General features: G+C 54.3%; 19 protein-coding genes. 12 read left to right on the forward strand and 7 right to left on the reverse strand.

Annotated elements, in window-relative coordinates:
• Window positions 1–174: 174 nt before the first annotated feature.
• The 7 genes from N5923_RS01635 to N5923_RS01665 all read left to right on the forward strand — a co-directional run bounded on the left by N5923_RS01635 (window position 175) and on the right by N5923_RS01665 (window position 7,998).
• Window positions 175–924: a sugar phosphate isomerase/epimerase family protein gene (locus N5923_RS01635; RefSeq protein WP_267141729.1), complete on the forward strand. Its 750-nt coding sequence runs from the start codon at window positions 175–177 to the stop codon at window positions 922–924.
• Between the two features lie 4 nt (window positions 925–928).
• Window positions 929–1,882: a sugar kinase gene (locus tag N5923_RS01640; RefSeq protein ID WP_267141730.1), complete on the forward strand. Its 954-nt coding sequence runs from the start codon at window positions 929–931 to the stop codon at window positions 1,880–1,882.
• A 91-nt stretch (window positions 1,883–1,973) separates the two neighbouring features.
• Window positions 1,974–3,257 (forward strand): MFS transporter, encoded by a 1,284-nt coding sequence (locus N5923_RS01645; protein ID WP_267141731.1) that lies wholly within the window; start codon window positions 1,974–1,976, stop codon window positions 3,255–3,257.
• Window positions 3,258–3,330: 73 nt separating this feature from the next.
• A complete protein-coding gene (ghrB, locus tag N5923_RS01650; RefSeq protein ID WP_267141732.1) occupies window positions 3,331–4,305 on the forward strand; it encodes a glyoxylate/hydroxypyruvate reductase GhrB in 975 nt (324 codons plus the stop codon).
• A 221-nt stretch (window positions 4,306–4,526) separates the two neighbouring features.
• Window positions 4,527–5,780, forward strand: a complete 1,254-nt coding sequence (locus N5923_RS01655; protein ID WP_267141733.1) for a valine--pyruvate transaminase — start codon at window positions 4,527–4,529, stop codon at window positions 5,778–5,780.
• 346 nt (window positions 5,781–6,126) lie between these two features.
• Window positions 6,127–6,927, forward strand: a complete 801-nt coding sequence (locus tag N5923_RS01660; protein WP_267141734.1) for a 2OG-Fe(II)-dependent halogenase WelO5 family protein — start codon at window positions 6,127–6,129, stop codon at window positions 6,925–6,927.
• A gap of 156 nt (window positions 6,928–7,083) precedes the next feature.
• Window positions 7,084–7,998 (forward strand): EamA family transporter, encoded by a 915-nt coding sequence (locus N5923_RS01665; protein WP_267141735.1) that lies wholly within the window; start codon window positions 7,084–7,086, stop codon window positions 7,996–7,998.
• Between the two features lie 40 nt (window positions 7,999–8,038).
• Here the strand turns inward: N5923_RS01665 and ibpA are convergent, their stop codons facing one another.
• Window positions 8,039–8,458: a small heat shock chaperone IbpA gene (gene ibpA / locus N5923_RS01670; RefSeq protein WP_267141736.1), complete on the reverse strand. Its 420-nt coding sequence runs from the start codon at window positions 8,456–8,458 to the stop codon at window positions 8,039–8,041.
• A gap of 307 nt (window positions 8,459–8,765) precedes the next feature.
• Here ibpA and N5923_RS01675 point away from each other — a divergent pair, with 307 nt between their 5' ends.
• Window positions 8,766–9,134 (forward strand): YceK/YidQ family lipoprotein, encoded by a 369-nt coding sequence (locus N5923_RS01675; protein WP_267141737.1) that lies wholly within the window; start codon window positions 8,766–8,768, stop codon window positions 9,132–9,134.
• On the opposite strand, the gene N5923_RS01680 is transcribed toward N5923_RS01675, so the two are convergent.
• The 6 genes from N5923_RS01680 to dnaA all read right to left on the reverse strand — a co-directional run bounded on the left by N5923_RS01680 (window position 9,115) and on the right by dnaA (window position 17,542).
• On the reverse strand, window positions 9,115–10,383 hold the full coding sequence (locus tag N5923_RS01680) for a DUF3748 domain-containing protein (RefSeq protein ID WP_267141738.1): 1,269 nt from the start codon (window positions 10,381–10,383) through the stop codon (window positions 9,115–9,117). The genes N5923_RS01675 and N5923_RS01680 overlap by 20 nt on opposite strands.
• Before the next feature lie 81 nt (window positions 10,384–10,464).
• Window positions 10,465–11,274 (reverse strand): sugar-phosphatase, encoded by an 810-nt coding sequence (yidA, locus tag N5923_RS01685; protein ID WP_267141739.1) that lies wholly within the window; start codon window positions 11,272–11,274, stop codon window positions 10,465–10,467.
• A 152-nt stretch (window positions 11,275–11,426) separates the two neighbouring features.
• Window positions 11,427–13,835, reverse strand: coding sequence for a DNA topoisomerase (ATP-hydrolyzing) subunit B (gyrB, locus tag N5923_RS01690; protein ID WP_267141740.1), 2,409 nt, complete (start codon window positions 13,833–13,835; stop codon window positions 11,427–11,429).
• Between the two features lie 17 nt (window positions 13,836–13,852).
• On the reverse strand, window positions 13,853–14,938 hold the full coding sequence (gene recF / locus N5923_RS01695; RefSeq protein ID WP_267141741.1) for a DNA replication/repair protein RecF: 1,086 nt from the start codon (window positions 14,936–14,938) through the stop codon (window positions 13,853–13,855).
• Window positions 14,939–15,036: 98 nt separating this feature from the next.
• Window positions 15,037–16,137, reverse strand: a complete 1,101-nt coding sequence (gene dnaN / locus N5923_RS01700; protein WP_267141742.1) for a DNA polymerase III subunit beta — start codon at window positions 16,135–16,137, stop codon at window positions 15,037–15,039.
• 4 nt (window positions 16,138–16,141) lie between these two features.
• The gene (gene dnaA, locus N5923_RS01705) at window positions 16,142–17,542 is read right to left on the reverse strand and encodes a chromosomal replication initiator protein DnaA (RefSeq protein ID WP_267141743.1); all 1,401 of its coding nucleotides are present in this window, start codon (window positions 17,540–17,542) and stop codon (window positions 16,142–16,144) included.
• 589 nt (window positions 17,543–18,131) lie between these two features.
• Between dnaA and rpmH the strand changes: the two genes are divergently transcribed.
• Genes rpmH through yidC form a run of 4 tightly spaced genes read left to right on the forward strand, consistent with a single transcriptional unit; the run spans window position 18,132 to window position 20,517 of the window.
• Window positions 18,132–18,272, forward strand: a complete 141-nt coding sequence (rpmH, locus tag N5923_RS01710; protein ID WP_071590502.1) for a 50S ribosomal protein L34 — start codon at window positions 18,132–18,134, stop codon at window positions 18,270–18,272.
• A 15-nt stretch (window positions 18,273–18,287) separates the two neighbouring features.
• Entirely contained in the window at window positions 18,288–18,647 is a 360-nt protein-coding gene (rnpA, locus tag N5923_RS01715) for a ribonuclease P protein component (RefSeq protein ID WP_026111604.1), read from the forward strand.
• On the forward strand, window positions 18,611–18,868 hold the full coding sequence (yidD, locus tag N5923_RS01720) for a membrane protein insertion efficiency factor YidD (protein ID WP_267141744.1): 258 nt from the start codon (window positions 18,611–18,613) through the stop codon (window positions 18,866–18,868). Before rnpA ends, yidD begins: the two co-directional genes overlap by 37 nt.
• Before the next feature lie 2 nt (window positions 18,869–18,870).
• Window positions 18,871–20,517, forward strand: a complete 1,647-nt coding sequence (yidC, locus tag N5923_RS01725; protein ID WP_267141745.1) for a membrane protein insertase YidC — start codon at window positions 18,871–18,873, stop codon at window positions 20,515–20,517.
• The last annotated feature ends 101 nt before the right edge of the window (window positions 20,518–20,618 follow it).

Below are 20,618 nucleotides of genomic sequence, written 5' to 3' on the forward strand. Positions count from 1 at the left end.
CGTAGGGGCGGCGTTTTCGCCGCCCCTGCCAATACCTGCCGTTCCACGGCAAATAATCCTAAATTTTGCTCACATCGTGAGCGCGATCATAATTTCACACTCTGCTCCTTTGCTTTGGAACCGGTTCCATTTAACGTTTTTATAACGTCGAGACACACCGGACCGGAGGAAAGTGTGAAAAGAGAAGTGATTGTGGTGACCGCTGCTTATGGTCAGCAACAGGTTAAAGCCGCGGGTGGTCAGCAAGGTTTACTGCCGGTTATTGCCGAAGCGGGCGCTGATGGCGTTGAAATTCGCCGTGAACTGTTGAGTGCAGAAGAGCTTCAGCGCTTGCCTGAACTGGGCCACGCGATTAAACAGCATCAGCTGATCGCCTTTTATTCGGTGCCCGAGGCGCTGTTTATGGCTGACGGCACGCTAAATCCGCAGCTTGATCAGCGGGTTGATGAAGCCAGCCAGCTCAATGCCCAGCTGCTGAAATTCTCGCTGGGTAACTATGCGCGCGGTTTTGATTGCCAGGCGCTGCAACAGCGGCTGGCGGCTTATCCGCTGCATGTGGTGGTAGAAAATGACCAGACCGAATCTGGCAAACGCCAGCCGCTGGAAGATTTTTTTGCTGATTGCGCCGCGGTACGGATGCCCAACAGCATGACCTTTGATATGGCGAACTGGCTGTGGGTGGGCGATGACCCGCGCGTGGCGGCCGAAAATCTCGGACGTTTTGTCAGCTATGTACATGTTAAAGCCGCCGCCGCGCATCACGACACGTACCGCGCCGTGGCGCTCGATGATAGCGACGGATCATGGCGTGAGCTGCTGAAACGGCTGCCTGCGGATGTGCCGCGCGGTATTGAGTTTCCACTGGAAGGTGACGACCTGACCGCCGTTACCCGTTACTACGTTAACCTGCTGCGCGAGGAGTGATCGGATGACAACCCATACAAATGGCACGCTGGATGCGGTCACCATAGGCGAAGCGATGGCGATGTTTGTGGCGCGCGAAACCGGTGATTTGGCGGCGGCAGAGAGTTTTATCAAACGGATTGCCGGCGCGGAACTGAATGTGGCAATTGGTCTGGCGCGCCTCGGCCTGAATGTCGGCTGGGTCAGCCGCGTCGGCGATGACTCATTTGGCCGCTTTACCTGCCAGCAGCTGGATAAAGAGCGGGTCGATCGCCGTCAGGTAACGGTCGATAAACGCTATGCCACCGGTTTTCAGCTGAAGTCGAAAGTTGATGATGGCTCCGATCCGCTGGTGGAGTACTTCCGCAAAGGCTCCGCCGCCAGTCATCTTTCGGTTGACGATTTTGACCGCGATTACTTTGGCGCGGCGCGCCATCTTCATCTGAGCGGCGTCGCAGCGGCGCTTTCCGACAGCTCGCTGGAACTCGCTAAATATGCCGCCAAAGAGATGCGATCGCTGGGGAAAACCATCTCTTTCGATCCCAATCTGCGCCCGGTGCTGTGGTCCAGCGAGCGCGAAATGGTGAAGCAACTTAACCTGCTGGCCGAATATGCCGACTGGGTATTACCGGGTGAAAAAGAGGGGAAAATCCTCACCGGCTATAGCCAGCCGGAAGCGATGGCTGACTTCTGGCTCGATAAGGGCGTGAAGGCGGTGATCATTAAAACCGGCAGTGACGGCGCCTGGTATAAAACCGCGCAAGGCGAGAAAGGCCAGGTCGCCGCCGTCAGAGTGGAAAACGTGGTGGATACCGTTGGCGCAGGCGATGGCTTTGCGGTTGGCGTGATCAGCGCGTTACTGGAAGGGAAAACGTTGCCGCAGGCGATTAAACGCGGCAACAAAATCGGTTCACTGGCGATTCAGGTGATCGGCGACAGCGAAGGGCTGCCGACGCGCGCTGAGCTTGGCGACGATTAACGTTGCCGCGAATTGTCGTGCCCTGCAAATAACGAAATCGCATCGATCTCCCTGAGAGCAGAATGCGGCCACCTCAACAGAGGATAACATTATGAAGAAACACACGATCGCGCCTAAACGCTGGTGGTACATCATGCCCATCGTGTTTATCACCTACAGTCTGGCGTATCTCGACCGGGCGAACTTTAGCTTCGCCTCTGCGGCGGGTATCAATGACGATTTAGGCATTACTAAGGGTATGTCATCGCTGCTGGGCGCCCTGTTCTTCCTTGGTTATTTCTTTTTCCAGATCCCCGGCGCAATTTATGCTGAACGCCGCAGTGTGAAAAAGCTGATTTTCTGGTGTTTGATTCTGTGGGGTGGTTGCGCGTCACTGACCGGAGTGGTCAGCAATATCCCGATGCTGGCCGCTATCCGCTTTGTGCTTGGCGTGGTGGAAGCGGCGGTGATGCCAGCGATGCTGATTTATATCAGTAACTGGTTTACCAAATCGGAGCGCTCGCGCGCCAATACCTTCCTGATCCTCGGTAATCCGGTGACGGTGCTGTGGATGTCGGTGGTCTCCGGTTATCTGATTGAATCCTTCGGCTGGCGGGAAATGTTTATCTTTGAAGGTATTCCGGCGGTGATCTGGGCAGTCGCCTGGTGGTTTATGGTGCAGGATAAACCGGCGCAGGCCAAATGGCTGAGCAACGAAGAGAAAGCCGCGCTACAGGCCGAGCTGAAAAGAGAGCAGGAGAGCATTAAAGCGGTGCCCAACTATCGCGCTGCCTTTAAATCGCGCAATGTCATCCTGCTGTGTATGCAGTATTTCGCCTGGAGCATCGGGGTTTATGGTTTCGTGCTGTGGTTGCCATCAATACTGCGCAACGGCACACAAATGGGTATGGTAGAGGCAGGCTGGCTTTCGGCGGTACCTTATCTGGCGGCAACCATTGCGATGATTATTGTCTCCTGGGCGTCGGATAAGTTACAGAACCGTAAACTGTTTGTCTGGCCGTTACTGTTAATTGGCGCGCTGGCGTTTTTAGGTTCATATCTGATTGGGCCGGGACATTTCTGGATCTCCTATGCCCTGCTGGTGATTGCAGGCGCCGCGATGTACGCCCCTTATGGCCCGTTCTTCGCCATTATTCCGGAGATGTTGCCGCGCAATGTCTCCGGGGGTGCCATGGCGCTGATTAACAGCATGGGCGCACTGGGTTCCTTTACCGGCTCATGGTTTGTTGGCTATCTTAATGGCGCCACCGGCAACCCGTCAGCCTCCTATATCTTTATGGGTGCGGCGCTGCTGGTTGCGGTCTGGCTAACGCTTATCGTTAAACCCGCGGCTGCTCAGCAGCCAGCGGTGGGTCCGGGCGCAAAACACGCCTGAAAGCGGCCCCGTCGTTAACATTATCCAGGGCGGCAAACTTGCCGCCCAACATGCTTTTAACAGGGAGACACGCATGAAACCTTCAGTGGTGCTGTATAAGTCCTTGCCTGACGATTTACGCCAGCGTCTTGACCAACACTTTTCCGTAACTGAAATCAGCGGCCTGACGCCAGAAAATATCGCGAAATATGCAGAGGTGCTGCAATCAGCGGAAGGCATTCTCGGCTCTGGTGGCAAAGTAGATGGCGAGTTTCTGGCCAAAGCGCCAAAACTGCGCGCGGCGTCGACCGTTTCCGTGGGCTATGACAATTTTGACGTCGACGCGCTGAATCAGCGCGGAGTGGTGCTGATGCATACGCCAACCGTGCTGACTGAAACCGTGGCCGACACCATGATGGCGCTGGTACTGGCATCCGCCCGCCGCGTAGTGGAAGTTGCCGAGCGGGTTAAAGCTGGCGAGTGGCAGAGCAGCGTCGGCCCGGACTGGTTTGGCATTGATGTGCATCATAAGAAACTGGGGATTCTGGGGATGGGTCGTATCGGCCTGGCGCTGGCGCAGCGTGCCCACTTCGGTTTTAGCATGCCGATTCTGTATAACGCACGTAAGCATCATGAAGAAGCGGAACAGCGGTTTGACGCACAGTATTGCGATCTTGATACGCTGCTGAAAGAGTCCGATTTCCTCTGTATCAGCCTGCCGCTGACCGAACAGACCCATCATCTGATTGGCCAGGAGCAGCTGGCGAAAATGAAGCCGAGCGCGATTCTGATCAATGCCGGACGCGGCCCGGTGGTGGATGAGCAGGCGCTGATCGCGGCGCTGAAAGATGGCACAATCTATGCCGCCGGTCTCGACGTCTTTGAGCAGGAACCGCTGCCGTCCAGCTCTCCGCTGCTGGAGCTGCCAAATGTGGTGGCGCTGCCGCATATCGGTTCCGCTACCCATGAAACACGTTATGGCATGGCGAAAGATGCGGTGGATAACTTGATCGCCGCCCTGACCGGTAAAGTTGAGAAGAACTGCGTTAACCCACAGCTGTTGAAATAATCTTGTTAGCGGGCGGCGAGAACGCCGCCCCTACATCAGGTGACCGTAGGGGCGGCGTTCTCGCCACCCGTCCCGATAATTTCCGCGATAAGTCATAACGGCGTTCTCGCCGCCCCTGCCCGTTCGCGAAGTTCACATCCCGCCACACGATAGCCATTGCACCCCTTTTAACGCGGCGTTATGGTGATTGACCCTATGCGATAACAAATGATTTACAGGTTATGACTTTTTCGGCTTTTGGTGACAAATTTACACGCCATTCAGGCATTACCCGCCTGATGGAAGATATGGGCGAAGGCTTACGCACGCCCGGCGCGGTAATGCTGGGCGGCGGTAATCCGGCGCAAATTCCGGCAATGAATGACTATTTTCAGCAGTTGCTGCAACAGATGCATGATGAAGGCAAACTGACCGATGCACTGTGCAATTATGATGGCCCGCGCGGCAAAGCCGTTCTGCTGGATGCGCTGGCTGAGATGCTGCGCGAACACCTTGGCTGGCAGATTTCACCGCAGAATATTGCCCTGACCAACGGCAGCCAGAGCGCGTTTTTCTATCTGTTTAACCTGTATGCCGGTCGCCGGGCCGACGGCAGCAAAAAGCGCGTACTGTTTCCGCTGGCACCAGAATATCTCGGCTATGCCGATGCCGGCCTTGATGAAGACCTGTTTGTTTCGGCGAAACCCAATATTGAATTACTGCCGGAAGGACAGTTTAAATATCATGTCGATTTCGAGCATTTGCAGATCACCGACGATACCGGCTTAATCTGCGTCTCACGCCCGACCAATCCCACCGGTAATGTGATTACCGACGAAGAGTTAATGAAACTCGATGTGCTGGCGCAACAGCACGATATCCCGCTGCTGATCGATAATGCTTACGGCGTGCCGTTCCCGGGGATTATCTTTAGCGAAGTACGCCCGCTGTGGAATCCGAATATTATCCTGTGTATGAGCCTGTCGAAACTGGGTCTGCCGGGTTCGCGCTGCGGCATTATTATTGCCGATGAGAAAGTGATCTCCGCGATCAGCAATATGAACGGCATTATCAGCCTTGCGCCGGGCAGTATCGGGCCAGCTATCGCCACCGAGATGATTAAGCGTGGCGATCTGTTACGTTTGTCTGAAGAGGTGATTAAACCTTTCTATCAGCAGCGCGTTAACGAGACGATTGCGGTTATTCGCCGCTATTTACCCGCAGAACGCTGCCTGATCCATAAACCGGAAGGGGCAATTTTCCTCTGGCTGTGGTTTCAGGATCTGCCGATTAGTACCGAACTGCTCTATCAGCGCCTGAAGCAGCGTGGCGTATTAATGGTGCCCGGCCACTTCTTCTTCCCCGGACTGGAACATGAATGGCCGCACACCCATCAGTGCATGCGCATGAACTATGTGCCGGACAGCGAGACGATTGAGAAAGGTATTCGCATTCTGGCGGAAGAGGTTGAGCGCGCTCACGTGGAAGCGGTGTAAGCGGGTTGGCAGACGGTTGTTCCCCCGCCCCCGCCCTCCTCCATTTATGGGGGAGGGTGACGTTCTTCTATGATGTCACTGGCATCGCGGATTGCCAGCTTAACCTGCCCGGCAACCTGGCGATAACCGCCCTTCACGACACCTTATCAAGCCATTGATTGTATTAGTTAATATAACTAAATAAAATATTTCTGCTCACAACAAAGTGATCCCAGGCTATCGTATAGCCTTACAGCTTGTACGCGATACTCTTCTTTGTCTTTAGAACAACATACTGAGGTTCGTGTCTGGCTGGCGTCGAATGAACAATCATGAGCTTAATGGATTCACTTTATCGGAGTAGATCATGGCCATTTTTAATCAGATTCGCGTTATTAATCCTGGCATGTTTGTCGATACTACCTGGCTTGATGATATTGTTACCGCGCGTATCCCGTTGCTGGTGTTACGGGGTTTTTTGACAGCGGATGTCGCCAATACAGTAGTCAAAGACTTAACACAGTGTCGGGACAAAACACGATACCCCTCTCCCCCCAATGATGCATTAACCACTCTTGGCCCCTATCTGGCGCAATACACCGCGACGCCAGGAAACTACTTTACTGAACTGCGTGATCTGCAACCGTCGTTGCCCGCTTCATTGATGACGCTAAAAGAGAGCGTCTATCAGTGGGTGAAGAAGGCGCTGAAGCTGGAAACGCTGCAAACTGCGCAGGAGCCTGAGCTGGGAACCTATTCCGGCGCGATTGTGCGTTTTCATGCCGACGGCGTCGCCAACCCGCTGCACAACGATCTGATCGTACGGGATGCCGCCGAGAGCGGCCTGGCAGTGACCAATATTCTGCATCAGCTGAGCTGCGTGGTCTGTCTGCAGGCGTGCGACAGCGGCGGCGTGCTGCGCGTCTACAAGAAGAAGTGGCAGCAGGAAGATGAGCAGTTCAAAACGCCGGGTGAGCTGGGTTATCAAAGCGCGGTAGTGGATGACTGCGAAACCTGTGAATTCAGCCCGCGTAAAGGCGATGTCTATATTTTCAATCCCGCTTACTACCACGAAATCGACCGGGTATCCGGTGATACCCGCATTACGATGGGGTTCTTCTTCGGTTTAACCGACAAGAAAATGAAGAATGCGATCGCCTGGAGTTAACCATCCCGTAGGGGCGGCGTTCTCGCCGCCCGTGCCTGGCATTTGCAACTGTGGTGATGCCGCCAGAAGGCCGCACCAGAGGCTAATCAGTGCGATTCGCGTTAATGCGCCGGTTACGGCTAACGCTTAACCCGCGCGTCGAAGAAGGAAAGTGTTATGTCGGTCAAAGATATGTTGCTGGCTCTCTGTGTGGTGATTGCCTGGGGGGTGAATTTTGTCGTTATTAAAGTGGGTCTTCACGATATGCCGCCGTTTCTTCTGGCCGGATTGCGTTTCGCGCTGGTGGCGCTGCCAGCGATTTTCTTTGTCAAACCGCCCAAAATCCCGCTCAAATGGCTGGTGGTTTATGGCATGACCATCAGTTTTGGTCAGTTCGCCTTTCTGTTTCTCGCCATCAAACTGGGGATGCCCGCGGGCATTGCCTCGCTGGTGATTCAGGCGCAGGCGTTTTTCACCATTTTGCTGGGCGCAGTGATGCTTTCGGAAAAACTGCGCTGGAATCATATCGCCGGCATTCTGGTGGCAGCAGCAGGTATGCTGGTGCTGGCGCAAGCAGGGATGGATAAGCAGAGCGGCAGCGGCATTACGCTGGTGACGTTGTTGCTAACGCTGGGCGCCGCACTCTCCTGGGCGCTGGGAAATATCACCAATAAGGTGATTATGCGCAATAGCAACGTGCCGGTGATGTCGCTGGTGGTGTGGAGCGCGCTGGTGCCGGTGGCGCCATTCTTTCTCTGTTCATGGCTGTACGAAGGGCCACAAGCTATCGTGTTAAGCCTGGTCAATATTAACGCTTCCACCATTCTGGCGCTGATTTACCTGGCGTTTATTGCCACTATTGTAGGTTATGCCATCTGGGGGAATCTGCTAAGTCGCTATGAAACCTGGCGCGTCGCGCCGCTGGCGCTGCTGGTGCCGGTGGTGGGGATACTCAGTGCGGCGTTGCTGCTGGATGAAACGCTGTCGGCGATGCAGCTTGCCGGAGCGGCGATTATTATTGCGGGATTACTGCTGAATATGTTTGGCGGCTTACTGACATCCGCCCGCATCACGCGACAGCAGCATCAGTAATAATAACGGGGCCAGCATCAGACTGGCCCCGCACTTAGCGTTATTTCAGAATTTCGATCCGACGTGGTTTCATCGATTCCGGCACCACACGCTCCAGCTCGATATACAGCAGGCCGTTCTCTAAACGTGCATCACGTACATGCACATGTTCGGCCAGCTGGAATTTACGTTCGAAATTACGCTCGGCGATCCCCTGATACAGATACTGCCGTTCAGGTTGCTGCTCTTCGGCATGGGCGCCGCGTACAATCAGCAGATTGTCGTGGGAGGTGATATCCAGTTCACTCTGGGCAAAACCTGCCACCGCAATCGTAATTCGGTAGTGATTTTCATCCACCAGCTCCACATTATAGGGAGGATAACCACCGTTGCTCTGGCCCTGATTAGATTCCAGCAGGTTAATCAGACGATCAAAACCAATGGCAGAACGGTAAAGTGGAGAGAGATCAAAGTTACGCATAGTAATAGCTCCTGATTTTCAGCAAGTTGTCATCACAGCCTTCCACAATGGACAGGTTGCCAGTCATTAAAGCGGTACCCTGTCGGCGTACTCTTTGTGACCTTGATTTAAAAATGGTGACGATGCTGCCGCTTTCAAGAGCCAATCCTGTAATTTTTTTAACCATATTGCTGCGAATGGCATACACTCAGCAGAGATTCCGTCGGGAATCGGGCAAGAGTTACCACAGAGTAACCGGGACGTTTCCCTGCCCGTCGACGGAGAAACTCAGCCAGGCATATGTCCATGACTGAAGGGATAATCAGAGATGAAAGCAATTTATAATTACCGTTTAGCCGGTTTATTTGCATGCTGCGCACTGGCAGGTACGACAGGTTGTTCAAGCGTCATGTCCCATACCGGGCCGAACCAGGGTTATTATCCCGGCACTCGCGCCAGCGCCGCCATTATCACAGACGATAACAGCAGCTGGGCGCTGAAACCGCTGGCGGTGATCGATCTGCCGTTCTCCGCGGTGATGGACACCGTACTGCTGCCGTGGGATTACCTGCGTTCTGATGATGATAAAAGTGAGGATTCACCGCGCGAGCGCGTGCTGCGCAGTGAAAAACTGGCGCACACCGAGGACAGTCTGAAAACTGTGGCGCCGATGGCGTCTAACTCAGCGCAGCCGTAAAGATCTGACGATAACCGTTGATATCGCGCGTAAAGGCCACCTGCTGGCCATCAGGCGATATCACTACCGCATCACCCCCCGGCGCCTGATCGCTGCGCGCCGTTACTCTCTGCATCCTGCCGCTGGCTATCTCACACAGCATTACGCTGTTATCACACACCAGTGCCACCGCCTGCCCGTCAGGATGCCAGCTAAAAGCGGACTGAATATCACTGCTGCTGTCAGTGATCTGCTGCGGCGCACCGCCGTTCGGCGAAATGGTCCATAGCTGAACCACACCCGTATCATCCTTCATCAGAAAAGCGATGGCGCTGCCATCCGGTGAAGCGCGCAGCCAGTGACGCGGCTGGCTGACCACGCCGGGATAGCGACGCCCGCCGCTAAAGGTCAGGCGACGCTGTATTACGCCACGCGGCGGCGCCGGTAAACGCGTTGCGCTGCCTTCCAGCGGCAGATCGCCCGCCAGCGCGAAGTCCTGCATTTTGGCTGGCAGATCGACAATAAACACCTCGGAGAGCTTCTCGCCATTGCTGTCCAGCGTATCGCCAATAAACGCCAGCGCCCAGCGCTGCTGGCTGCCGTCAGGTTTGCGATAGCCTTCAGCACCCATCCAGCCCTCTTCGTAAGCGCGATTGATCTCATCGCTGCCCGGCACCGGTGTGGCGGTGGTCTGGCTGACCAGTACGCAAAAGTGGCTGCCATCGTATTCACGCGGATGCTGTTTGTGCGGACAAACCGCATGCAGCGGCACCGCAACCCCGACGTTACGCAAATCTTCGGCGCGGTCCCATTCATGCATCACATGATCGTTATAGGTAAAACTCAGACGTGAACCGTCGGGGCTAAAAACATGCACATGCGAGCCGCCACGCAGCGCTCCGGGCGTAAAAGGCGGGGTGATATCGCAGGCATCAAGGTTTTCCGCCACGCCATGCTGGACGATCACCCCGCGGCGATGATGAAAATCATACTGCCAGTATGCATCGGGGTTTTCCGGCCCGTGAATACAGACGTAACGCGGCGGTAAATCGGGACTGGCGGTCACCACGCCGACGTGCGCCCCCTGACTGGCCTGATACAACACTTCTGTCGCCGCCGTGCGGGTATTGACGCGCTCGATGGTCAGACTGGTGAAGGAGGCGCCGGAAGGGCGCAGATCGTAGACCAGCCATTGGCTGTCGGCGGTCCAGATGTTGATATTGGTGAGCTGATGGTTCCGGTCATCAAAAGTAAGCTGTTTTTCCGTCATCGGGGTTACCCTTAGTGAGGCATGCACTAAGGGTAAAACATTCGCTGGCATCAGGACAGATAAGCCAGCAAACTGTTGCGGTTACAGCACAAACTTCTCAATGGCCAGCGCCACGCCATCTTCCATATTGGTTTTAGTGACAAACTGGCTGATCGCTTTTACCGCATCGATACCGTTGGCCATCGCCACGCCGGTGCCGGCAAACTCCAGCATCGCCAGATCGTTCTCCTGGTCGCCAATCGCCATAATCTCTTCCCGCGCCAGACCCAGCTGATCGGCCAGCGCTTTTACGCCCGCTCCTTTATTTACCTGTTTATTCAGGATTTCGAGGTAGTAAGGCGCGCTTTTCATAATGGTGTAATTTTCATGCAGTTCCGCCGGAATACGCGCAATCGCGCTATCCAGCAATTCCGGCGAATCAATCATCATCACTTTGGGGAAGGTCAGCGTGCGATCCATCTCCGCCACGCTACGATAGTGTAGCGGGATACCAGTCAGCGAAGCCTCATGCACGGTATATTCGCTGATATCTTTATTGGCGGTATACAGCCGTGATTTGTCCAGCGCATGCAGATGCACACCTAACTCACGCGAAAGTTGTTCAAATAACAGGTAGTCATCAAAGGAGAGCGTAACTTCGGCGATGCAGTCACCGTTGACTGCGCGCTGAACCAGGGCGCCATTATTGGTGATACAGAACTGGCCTTCCTGCTGCAAATCCAGCTCCAGCAGATAGCGCGCCACACCGATATAAGGGCGGCCCGTCGCCAGCACCACATACACCCCTTTCTCACGCGCGCGGCCAATCGCCTCTTTCACCCGTGGGGTAATGTTGTGTTGATGATTAAGCAGCGTGCCGTCCATATCGATCGCAATCAGTTTTATCGCCATAACATCCTCGTCAGCTAACGGTTTTCATCCATGCTAGCGCGATTCAGCTCACATTGACCAGCCGTAACGCCAATGGATAAGTAAAACTGCATAAAAAAAGGAACGGCCAGGGCCGTTCCTTTTTATCAGGCTTATGCAGCAATCCGCAGCAATCAGATATCGATATTCGCTGCGCGCAGGGCGTTTTCTTCGATAAACGCACGACGCGGTTCAACCGCATCACCCATCAGGGTGGTGAACAGCTGGTCAGCAGCGATGGCATCTTTCACCGTCACCCGCAGCATACGGCGGCTGCCCGGATCCATGGTGGTTTCCCACAGCTGCTCCGGGTTCATTTCGCCCAGACCTTTGTAGCGCTGTACTGACAGACCACGACGTGACTCTTTCACCAGCCACTCCAGCGCCTGCTCGAAGCTGGCAACCGGCTGACGACGCTCGCCACGTTCGATAAACGCATCTTCTTCGATCAGGCCGCGCAGTTTCTCACCCAGCGCACAGATTTTGCGGTACTCGCCGCCCAGCATAAACTCGTTATCCAGCGGGTAATCGGTGTCGACGCCGTGGGTACGAATACGCAGAACCGGCTCGAACAGATGCAGTTCGCGGTTTTCACGGACGACCGCACTGTAGCTGCTGCCGTGCTGATCTTTCTCATTGAGATAGTTCACCAGGCCTTCGATCCAGCTCTGTACCGCGGTTTCTTCTACAAGCTCGCTCAGCGTCGGGTGATAAATCAACGCATTCAGCAGAGCCAGCGGATAACGGCGTTCCATACGCTTGATCATTTTCTGCGTCGAGTTGAACTCGGAAACCAGCGTCTCCAGCTGCTCGCCGCCTAACGCCGGTGCATCGGCATTGATATGCAGCGTCGCGCCGTCGAGTGCAATGGCGATTTGATACTGATCCATCGCTTCATCGTCTTTAATGTACTGTTCCTGCTTGCCTTTCTTCACTTTGTACAGTGGTGGCTGGGCAATAAAGATATGGCCGCGCTCAACGATTTCCGGCATCTGACGATAGAAGAAGGTCAACAGCAGCGTACGGATATGCGAGCCATCGACGTCGGCATCGGTCATGATGATGATGCTGTGATAACGCAGTTTATCCGGGTTGTATTCGTCACGGCCAATGCCGCAGCCCAGCGCCGTAATCAGCGTGGCCACTTCCTGTGAAGAGAGCATTTTGTCAAAACGCGCTTTCTCCACGTTAAGGATTTTACCTTTCAGCGGCAGAATCGCCTGGTTTTTACGGTTACGACCCTGCTTGGCGGAGCCGCCAGCCGAGTCCCCTTCCACCAGGTAGATTTCAGACAGCGCCGGGTCGCGCTCCTGACAGTCCGCCAGTTTACCTGGCAGGCCCGCCAGATCCAGCGCGCCTTTACGACGGGTCATTTCACGGGCGCGACGCGCCGCTTCGCGCGCACGAGCCGCATCGATAATTTTACCGACCACGATTTTCGCATCGGAAGGGTTTTCCAGCAGATATTCGACCAGACGTTCGTTCATCTGCGTCTCAACCGCGGTTTTCACTTCAGATGACACCAGTTTATCTTTGGTCTGTGAAGAGAATTTCGGATCCGGCACTTTTACCGATACCACGGCAATCAGGCCTTCACGCGCATCGTCACCGGTGGCGCTCACTTTGGCTTTTTTGCTGTAGCCTTCTTTATCCATATAGGCGTTCAGCGTACGGGTCATCGACGCACGGAAACCGGCGAGGTGGGTACCACCATCACGCTGTGGAATGTTATTGGTAAAGCAGTAGATGTTTTCCTGGAAACCATCATTCCACTGCAACGCCACTTCCACGCCAATGCCATCTTTCTCGGTGGAGAAATAGAACACATTTGGGTGAATCGGCGTTTTGTTTTTATTCAGATACTCCACGAACGCTTTAATACCGCCTTCGTAGTGATAGTGATCGCTTTTGCCGTCGCGCTTATCTTCCAGACGGATAGAGACGCCCGAGTTCAGGAACGAAAGTTCACGCAGACGCTTCGCCAGAATTTCATATTCAAATTCAATGACGTTGGTAAAGGTTTCGTGGCTTGGCCAGAAACGTACGCGAGTACCGGTAATATCGGTTTCACCCGAGACCGCCAGCGGCGCCTGCGGCACGCCATGCACGTAAACCTGCTGATGGACTTTGCCTTCACGGCGAATGGTCAGCTCCAGCTTCTGTGACAGGGCGTTAACCACTGACACGCCTACGCCGTGCAGACCACCGGAAACTTTATACGAGTTGTCATCGAACTTACCACCGGCGTGCAGCACCGTCATGATAACTTCGGCAGCAGAGACACCTTCTTCTTCATGGATGCCGGTCGGAATACCACGGCCATCATCCTGTACGGAGACTGAGTTATCAGCATGAATGGTCACAGTAATATCTGAACAGTGCCCGGCGAGTGCTTCGTCAATGGCGTTATCCACTACCTCGAATACCATGTGATGCAGACCGGTGCCGTCATCCGTATCGCCGATATACATACCCGGGCGTTTGCGTACCGCATCAAGCCCTTTCAGAACTTTGATACTTGAGGAGTCATAAGTATTCGACATCAACGTTTCTCGCTCATTTAATCTTCAGGTTGAACCGCTATTTTACCCTGTTCTACGTGGAACATCTTGCCCTTTTCATCAGTCATATCGATGACATGCTCTGCACCGATGGCACTAACGAAAACCTGGGCCTGAGTGGCCTTCAGACGCGTCGCTAACAGGCGACGACGACTCTCATCCAGCTCAGAGGCAAAATCATCTATCAGATACAGGCAACGTCGCCCGTTCTGTCGGGTGAGAAACTCACCCTGCGCCAGGCGTAAAGCACACATCAGCAGCTTTAATTGCCCGCGCGACAGTAAATCTTCTACCGGCGTCCCCTCAGAGCGAATACGAAAATCCGCTTTGTGCGGGCCGCTGGCGGTATAAGTTAACGCACGATCGCGTTCGAACTGCCGTTCCAGCAGTTCGGCATAGTCACTCTCTTTGTCCCAGCCGCGCTGGAAAGAGAAACTGAGCTGACACTCCGGCAGAAACTGGGCGCAGGTCGCGGTAATATCCGCCGCGATCGCCTCGCTATATTGCGCGCGCCACTGGCTGATCTGCTCCGCCAGCGGAGCCAGTTCCTGATCCCATGCACGGATCTGCTGGTAACGAGAGACCTGGCGCAACGCCGCATTGCGCTGCTTTAACAGCCGCCGCAAATTGCTCCAGGCGTTAAAGAAGCCGGGTTCGTTATGAAAACAGCCCCAGTCAATATAGGCACGGCGGTATTTTGGCCCGCCATTAAGCAAGGTAAAACCTTCCGGCGTAATCAGCTGCATTGGCAGTAACTGCGCCAGCTCCGCCACTTTATGGCCGTCGCTGCCGTCGATACGCACTTTGCTGTCGCCCTGACGATTTTTGGTTAAACCGAGCGAGATTTCACGTTCCGCACCGTCGATACGCCCATGCAGGATAAAGGCATCCTGATCGTGACGAATCACGCGCCCGGCCTGCAAACTGCGAAACGCACGCCCGTGGCCAAGGGTATAGATGGCTTCCAGCACGCTGGTTTTGCCGCTGCCATTGGCGCCGACCAGAAAGTTAAAACCAGGCGCAAGCGCGAGATCCGCATTTTCAATATTACGGAAATCTTTGATAAGGAGGCGGGTTAAAGCCATAGGTAAAGATATTCCACAGACGCTGTAGGGGAGCCGTTATCGGCTCCCGCACGGGAGGCGAGAACGCCTCCCCTACGATATGGTGATAAATTCAGCAATTACAAGCGCATTGGCATGACGACATAGGCCGCCGACTGACTGGCTGCATCTTCGATCTGCACGCTGGAAACCGAATCGGTCAGCAGTAAACGCACATTTTCACATTTCAGCGCGTTCAGCACATCCAGCACGTAACTGACGTTAAAGCCAATTTCCAGATCGGTGCCGCCATAGGTGACGTCGAGGATCTCTTCCGCTTCTTCCTGCTCCGGGTTGTTCGCCGTAATTTTCAGCTGATTTTCGCTGATATAGAGGCGAACGCCGCGGAACTTCTCGTTTGACAGAATCGCCGCGCGGGCAAAAGCCTGCTTCAGCAGATCACAGCCCGCATCCAGCGTTTTATCCGGGTTTTTCGGCAATACGCGACGGTAGTCAGGGAAACGGCCATCCACCAGTTTAGAGGTGAAGATAAAGTCGCCGACATGCGCACGGATATTATTGCTGCCGATCTGCACCTGCAGCGGCGTATCGCCACCGTCAAGCAGACGTACCAGCTCAATCACCCCTTTACGCGGCACAATCACCGAATGGTTCGGCAGCGCCTGACCTACCGGCATCGAACAGACCGCCAGACGGTGGCCGTCGGTGGCGACGGTACGCAGCTCTTCACCTTCGGTTTCGAACAGCATGCCGTTCAGATAGTAACGCACGTCCTGATGGGCCATCGAAAACTGCGTGGCTTCAATCAGGCGTTTCATTGTGGCCTGCGGCAGGGTGAATTCAACTTCACTCTGCCAGTCGTCGAGATTCGGGAAATCGCTGGCCGGTAAGGTGGACAATGAGAAGCGGCTGCGGCCTGAGCGCACCAGCATTCTGTCACCTTCCAGCACCACAGTGATCTCCGCCCCTTCGGGCAGACCACGACAGATATCGAAAAATTTACGCGCCGGCACGGTGGTTGCCCCCGGCTCATGCGCCTGCGATAGCGCGACACGCGCTACCATTTCCATCTCTAAATCAGTGCCGGTCAGCAACAGGCTGCCTTCATTCACCTGCAGCAGCAGGTTGCCAAGGATAGGCAGCGTTGGACGGCCGCCCAGTGGGCTGCTGACTTGCTGTAATGGCTTGAGTAAATGCTCGCGTTCTACAATAAATTTCATAGCGTCAGGAAGATAATGTTCTGATTAAATTTGAGAAATCTTCTTTAATGTCGTGACTCTCTTCGCGTAGCTGCTCTATTTTACGGCAGGCATGCAGCACGGTCGTATGGTCGCGACCCCCGAAAGCATCACCGATTTCCGGCAAACTGTGGTTGGTCAGCTCTTTCGCCATCGCCATCGCCATCTGGCGCGGACGCGCCACTGAACGGGAGCGACGTTTGGAGAGCAAATCAGCCACTTTGATTTTATAGTACTCGGCCACCGTCTTCTGAATATTATCGATGGTGACCAGCTTTTCCTGCAGCGCCAGCAGATCGCGCAGCGCTTCACGCACAAAATCGATAGTAATCGCCCGGCCGGTAAAGTTGGCGTTGGCAATCACACGGTTCAGTGCGCCTTCCAGCTCACGCACGTTAGAGCGTAAGCGCTTGGCGATAAAGAACGCCACTTCGCCCGGCAGGCGAATGTCGTTTTCATCGGCTTTTTTCATCAGAATCGCGACGCGGGTTTCCAGTTCCGGCGGCTCAATCGCCACCGTCAGGCCCCAGCCAAAGCGCGACTTCAGACGATCTTCCACCCCGTTGATCTCTTTTGGATAACGATCCGAGGTCAGAATGATCTGCTGGTTACCTTCCAGCAGCGCATTAAAGGTGTGGAAAAACTCTTCCTGCGAGCGCTCTTTATTGGCAAAGAACTGAATGTCATCGATCAGCAGCGCATCGACAGAACGATAATAGCGCTTGAACTCTTCAATGGCATTATTTTGCAGCGCTTTCACCATATCCTGCACAAAGCGCTCGGAGTGCATATACACCACTTTGGCATTCGGCTTGCGCGCCATAATGCCATTACCTACCGCATGCAGCAGGTGCGTTTTACCGAGGCCCGTGCCGCCATACAGAAATAGCGGGTTATACGCGCCACCTGGATTATCGGCAACCTGACGCGCAGCTGCGCGCGCCAGCTGGTTTGATTTACCTTCAACGAAGTTGTCGAAGTTATGTTTGGTGTTGACGTTCGAACGGTACGAAAGCTCGGCCGGTGCCGGAACATTATCCCAGCTTGGACGTGATGGCGCAGGGCGCAGGATCCCCGCCGGAGCAGGTGGCGCGCTGAAGCTGGCGCTGGCGGCAACGGGCTGACTGATGGTGCGCGTTACCGGCTTACTGCCCACTTCAAAACGCAGCAACGGTGTGTCCGCGCCGCAGAATTCATTTAATAATCCGTTGATATTATTGAGATATTTATCACGAACCCAGTCGAGTACAAACCGGTTTGGTGCATACAAGGCCAGTGTATTGTCATTCAGTTCGGCCTGTAGCGGGCGTATCCACATGCTGAATTCTGTGGCAGGTAGCTCATCCTGCAGGCGGGCAAGACACTGTTGCCAAAGCGAAAGTGACACGGCGGACTCCACTCGAACAAAATCGATAAGAAAAAGGCGCTGAAACGATAATTTAATCATTGTTGACGCATGCAGACGAAACGCATGCGAACCGCTATCTGCGGTTAATCCGATGACGATCAACGGAAGGATCGTTAGCGGAAGGGCGGATCATAGCGCAAAGCGCGCCAGAGATCTTCACTTTCTACACAGTTTTGATCCATTTTATCCACAGGCTGATAAGTGTACGCCACCCTGCTCAAAAGGCATTCAGGATCGTCCGGATTCGGTGATTTTTCCTGGCGCCATCACGTTTTCGCGTAATTTGCTGGCAAACGATCGCGATAAGATCCTGGCCGATCCTTGCGCTTTATAATGGACGCCGTATAATTCTCGCCCCGACGTGTTGCGCTCTGGCCCGATTTGGCTGGTTTTACGGGTCAACCCGGGACATCAGGACGCGCCATAATGCGAAGTAAATTGACTCTGGACTGTACAATTATTACAATCCCGCCTCTTTATTAAAGACACACTGAGGCGTCGGTCATATTTACTGGCCCATACACGCGTCACCAAGTGAAATTTTTTTCAAGTTTAGGTAGAAATCGCCATGAAACGCACTTTTCAACCGTCCGTACTGAAGCGCAACCGTTCACACGGCTTCCGTGCTCGTATGGCAACAAAAAATGGTCGTCAGGTTCTGGCACGTCGTCGTGCTAAAAACCGTTCTCGTCTGACCGTTTCCAAGTAATAAAGCTAACCCTGAGTGGTTAAGCTCGCATTTCCCAGGGAGTTACGTTTGTTAACTCCCACTCATTTCACTTTCGTCTTCCAGCAGCCACAACGGGCTGGCATGCCGCAAATTACCATTCTCGGCCGCCTTAACGCGCTGGGGCATCCCCGCATCGGTCTTACCGTCGCTAAAAAAAATGTTAAGCGTGCGCATGAGCGTAACCGGATCAAGCGATTGACCCGCGAAAGCTTTCGCCTGCGACAACACGAACTGCCATCAATGGATTTTGTGGTAGTGGCGAAGAAAGGGGTTGCTGATCTGGATAATCGTGCGCTGGCGGAAGCGTTGGAGAAACTATGGCGTCGTCACTGTCGCCTGGCTCGCGGCTCCTGATTGCGCTGATACGTGTGTATCAGCGCGTCATCAGTCCGCTGTTAGGACCGCACTGTCGCTTCCATCCAACCTGCTCTCAATACAGTATTGAGGCATTGCGCAGGTTTGGTGTGATAAAAGGCAGTTGGTTGACAGTGAAACGCGTATTAAAATGCCACCCTTTGAACCCAGGTGGCGACGATCCGGTGCCGCCCAAAACCGACGATAACAGAGAACATTAACGATGGATTCGCAACGTAATCTTTTTCTCATCGCTTTTCTGTTCGTGTCTTTTATGATCTGGCAAGCCTGGCAGACGGACAATGCTCCGCAGCCACAGCAGACCCAGACCACACAAAACACGACCAGCGCAGCAGGTGATGCCGCCAACCAGGGCGTTCCAGCCAGCGGTCAGGGTAAGACGATCACCGTTAAGACTGATGTCCTGTCTTTGAACATCAACACCCGCGGTGGTGATATCGAACAGGCTCTGCTGCTGACTTACCCGGACAAACTGGGTTCTGATCAGCCGTTCCAGCTGCTGGAAACCACGCCGTCTTTCCTGTATCAGGCACAGAGTGGCCTGACCGGGCGTAACGGTCCGGACAATCCGTCTAACGGCGCGCGTCCACTGTTTACCACCCAGCAGGATCACTTCGAACTGGCCCCGGGTCAGAGCGAGTTGCGTATCCCGATGATTTTCACTGCGGAAAACGGTGCGGTTTACACCAAGACCTTCGTTGTGAAGCGCGGTGAATATGCAATTGGCGTCGATTATCAGGTGAACAACACCACACAGCAGCCGCTGGAAGTGGCGATGTTTGGTCAGCTGAAGCAAACCATCGACCTGCCTAAGCATCGTGATACCGGCAGCAACAACTTTGCATTACATACTTTCCGCGGTGCGGCTTACTCCACCAGCGAATCTAAGTATGAAAAATACAAATTTGACACCATCGCCGATAACGAAAACCTGAGCGCCTCAACCGCCAACGGTTGGGTGGCGATGCTGCAGCAATACTTTGCTACCGCATGGGTGCCAATGACCACCGGCAATAACTCACTGTATACCACTAACCTGGGCAACGGTGTGGCGGCGATTGGCTACAAATCGACGCCGGTAACGGTGGCGCCAGGCGCGCAGCAGAACCTTGCAGCAACCCTGTGGGTTGGCCCGGAAATCCAGGACAAGATGGCGGCGGTTGCACCGCACCTCGATCTGACCGTGGATTACGGCTGGTTGTGGTTTATCTCTCAGCCGTTGTTTAAACTGCTGAAATTCCTGCACAGCTTTATCGGTAACTGGGGCTTCTCCATTATCGTGATCACCTTTATCGTGCGCGGCATCATGTACCCGCTGACCAAAGCGCAGTACACCTCGATGGCGAAAATGCGCATGCTGCAGCCAAAAATGGCGGCGATGCGTGAGCGTTTAGGTGACGATAAGCAGAAAATGTCGCAGGAGATGATGGCGCTGTATAAAGCCGAGAAGGTCAACCCACTGGGTGGCTGCTTCCCGCTGATTATTCAGATGCCAATCTTCCTTGCCCTGTATTACATGCTGATGGGCTCGGTTGAACTGCGTCATGCGCCGTTTGCACTGTGGATCCATGACCTTGCCGCACAGGACCCGTACTACATCCTGCCGATCCTGATGGGCGTGACGATGTTCTTCATTCAGAAGATGTCACCGACCACCGTGACCGATCCAATGCAGCAGAAGATCATGACCTTTATGCCGGTTATCTTCACCGTGTTCTTCTTGTGGTTCCCGTCAGGTCTGGTGCTGTACTACATCGTCAGTAACCTGGTGACCATTCTCCAGCAGCAGCTGATTTATCGCGGCCTGGAAAAACGTGGCCTGCATAGCCGCGACAAGAAAAAAGCGTAATTCGCTACGAATTACCGTAAAACTTGTAGGGGCGGCGTTTTCGCCGCCCGTGCTAAAAAATGGCACAATGGTTATCATAAGGCGGTCAATTGACCGCCTTA

Source organism: Winslowiella arboricola (assembly GCF_025527015.1).
Lineage (GTDB): Bacteria > Pseudomonadota > Gammaproteobacteria > Enterobacterales > Enterobacteriaceae > Erwinia > Erwinia arboricola.